2 tRNA genes and 2 rRNA genes are annotated in these 3,456 nt (G+C 47.8%); all 4 read right to left on the reverse strand.

The features are described 5' to 3' along the window. Positions 1-1,518, reverse strand: a 23S ribosomal RNA gene (locus tag K322_RS21095); the annotation flags it as partial. A gap of 146 nt (positions 1,519-1,664) precedes the next feature. Continuing rightward, a tRNA-Ala gene (locus tag K322_RS0113365) sits at positions 1,665-1,738 on the reverse strand. Positions 1,739-1,774: 36 nt separating this feature from the next. Beyond that, positions 1,775-1,848, reverse strand: a tRNA-Ile gene (locus tag K322_RS0113370). A gap of 155 nt (positions 1,849-2,003) precedes the next feature. Continuing rightward, positions 2,004-3,456 (reverse strand): 16S ribosomal RNA (locus K322_RS0113375); the annotation flags it as partial.

Below are 3,456 nucleotides of genomic sequence, written 5' to 3' on the forward strand. Positions count from 1 at the left end.
CAAAAATCAACGTCTACACCCTTTAACCAACTATTCCGTCAGTTGGCAGCAGTTTCACTCCTGTGTCCCCACATCACTCTTAAAGCCAGTAACGGAATATTAACCGTTTCATCCATCGAATTAGCCGTTCGGCGTCTCCTTAGGGCCCGACTTACCCTGATCCGATTAGCGTTGATCAGGAAACCTTAGTCTTTCGGCGAGGAAGTTTCTCACTTCCTTTATCGTTACTCATACCTACATTTGCTTTTCTGTCCGCTCCAGAGCAGCTCACGCTGCGCCTTCGACGCTGAACAGAATGCTCCCCTACCGATAATATTTATCCCATAGCTTCGGTAACATGTTTTATGCCCGATTATTATCCACGCATCGCCACTCGACTAGTGAGCTGTTACGCACTCTTTAAATGAATGGCTGCTTCCAAGCCAACATCCTAGCTGTCTTAGCGGCAACACTTCGTTAATTCAACTTAACATGTATTTGGGGACCTTAGCTGATGGTCTGGGTTCTTTCCCTCTCGGACATGGACCTTAGCACCCATGCCCTCACTCCCGGTATTAACTTATGCCCATTCGGAGTTTATCTGGACTTGATAGGCGGTGAAGCCCTCGCATCCAATCAGTAGCTCTACCTGACATAAGTAATTCGCCGAGGCTGCACCTAAATGCATTTCGGGGAGTACGAGCTATCTCCAAGTTTGATTAGCCTTTCACCCCTACCCTCAAGTCATCCGAAAGCTTTTCAACGCTTACCGGTTCGGTCCTCCAATTGGTGTTACCCAACCTTCAACCTGCTCAAGGGTAGATCACTTGGTTTCGCGTCTACTCCCATTGACTATGGCGCCCTGTTAAGACTTGCTTTCGCTTCGGATCCGTACCTGATAGTACTTAACCTTGCCAATGAGAGTAACTCGTAGGTTCATTATGCAAAAGGCACGCCGTCACTGTTGCCAGCTCCGACCGCTTGTAGGCACATGGTTTCAGGGTCTATTTCACTCCTCTGTTCGAGGTTCTTTTCACCTTTCCCTCACGGTACTGGTTCACTATCGGTCTCTCGGAAGTATTTAGCCTTACCGGATGGTCCCGGCAGATTCATACAGGATTTCTCGTGTCCCGCACTACTCAGGATACTGCTAGGCTTAATAAACGTTTCGTGTACGGGATTATCACCCTCTCTGATACATCTTTCCAGATATTTCCACTACATTTATGTCTTGCCACAGCGCAGTCCTACAACCCCAATATTGCCGAAACAATATTGGTTTGGGCTAATCCGCGTTCGCTCGCCACTACTTACGGAATCACTTTTGTTTTCTTTTCCTATGGGTACTTAGATGTTTCAGTTCCCCACGTTTGCTTCCAGTCTAGCTGGATGATATGCTCTTCGCATACCGGGTTGCCCCATTCGGAGATTTACGGGTCAAAGGTTATTTGCACCTTACCGTAACTTTTCGCAGCTTATCACGTCCTTCATAGCCTTCGAGAGCCTAGGCATCCCCCATGTGCCCTTTTTTACTTTTTTCTCTTCGCCTGTTCTTTACCGTTGCCGGTAAAGTACGGTTTGATATATACTCGTTTTTTTACTTGCTCTTTTTTACATCATGTCAAAGATCTTTTCGCTAATTGCTCTTTTACGAACTGACTATTATTAAATTGTCTTAGCTGTTGTGGAGAATAACGGATTCGAACCGTTGACCCCCTGCGTGCAAGGCAGGTGCTCTAGCCAGCTGAGCTAATCCCCCGTTAAATGAAGCCCGTTATCCGGCTTATTTACTTCGTAGTCCCAGGCAGATTTGAACTGCCGACCTCTACATTATCAGTGTAGCGCTCTAACCAACTGAGCTATAGGACTGGCTGTTTGTTTCTTTTCTTACCCGGTAACTGTGATTAACAGCTCCTTTTTTCTCTTTATTTTGTCGATTTGATAGAAACTCTTTTTTATATAATACACTAGACATTGGGTGATAATAACTTTAACGTTATATATCCAGTTAGAACATTCTCCAGAAAGGAGGTGTTCCAGCCGCACCTTCCGGTACGGCTACCTTGTTACGACTTAGCCCCAGTCACTAGTTTTACCCTAGGACGCTCCTTGCGGTTACGTACTTCAGGTACCCCCAGCTTCCATGGCTTGACGGGCGGTGTGTACAAGGCCCGGGAACGTATTCACCGCGCCATGGCTGATGCGCGATTACTAGCGAATCCAGCTTCATGGAGTCGAGTTGCAGACTCCAATCCGAACTGGGAGAGGCTTTCGAGATTAGCATCTTGTCACCAAGTAGCAACCCTCTGTACCCCCCATTGTAACACGTGTGTCGCCCCGGACGTAAGGGCCGTGCTGATTTGACGTCATCCACACCTTCCTCGCAGCTTACGCTGGCAGTCTTGTCAGAGTCCTCAGCTTGACCTGTTAGTAACTAACAATGTGGGTTGCGCTCGTTATGGCACTTAAGCCGACACCTCACGGCACGAGCTGACGACAACCATGCAGCACCTACGCATCTGCTATTGCTAGAAGATCGGTTTCCCGATCGATCAGATGCATTTCAAGCCCGGGTAAGGTTCCTCGCGTATCATCGAATTAAACCACATGTTCCTCCGCTTGTGCGGGCCCCCGTCAATTCCTTTGAGTTTCACCGTTGCCGGCGTACTCCCCAGGTGGATTACTTATCGCTTTCGCTTAGCCACTTATTGTAATATCACAAACAGCTAGTAATCATCGTTTACTGCGTGGACTACCAGGGTATCTAATCCTGTTTGATACCCACGCTTTCGTGCTTCAGCGTCAGTTGTAGTTTAGTAAGCTGCCTGCGCAATTGGAGTTCTTCGTTATATCTATGCATTTCACCGCTACACAACGAATTCCGCCTACTTCAAATACACTCAAGAAACCCAGTTTCAACGGCAATTTTAAGGTTGAGCCTCAAACTTTCACCGCTGACTTAAATCCCCGCCTACGCACCCTTTAAACCCAATAAATCCGGATAACGCTCGCATCCTCCGTATTACCGCGGCTGCTGGCACGGAGTTAGCCGATGCTTATTCGTACTGTACTTGCAAGAAAGGACACGTCCTCTTTTTTACCCCAGTACAAAAGAAGTTTACAACCCATAGGGCAGTCATCCTTCACGCGACTTGGCTGGTTCAGGCTCTCGCCCATTGACCAATATTCCTCACTGCTGCCTCCCGTAGGAGTCTGGTCCGTGTCTCAGTACCAGTGTGGGGGATAAACCTCTCAGTTCCCCTATCCATCGTTGCTTTGGTGAGCCGTTACCTCACCAACTGGCTAATGGAACGCATGCCCATCTACTACCAATTAATCTTTAACAAATATCACCATGCGGTGCCCCTGTATTATGCGGCATTAATCCGAATTTCTTCGGGCTATTCCCCTGTAGTAGGTAGGTTGCATACGCGTTACTCACCCGTGCGCCGGTCGTCATCTAAAGTATTGCTACTT

Origin of the sequence: Indolivaga capnocytophagoides DSM 22835 (assembly GCF_000426485.1) — a bacterium.
Taxonomy (GTDB): Bacteria; Bacteroidota; Bacteroidia; order Bacteroidales; family Dysgonomonadaceae; genus Dysgonomonas_A; species Dysgonomonas_A capnocytophagoides.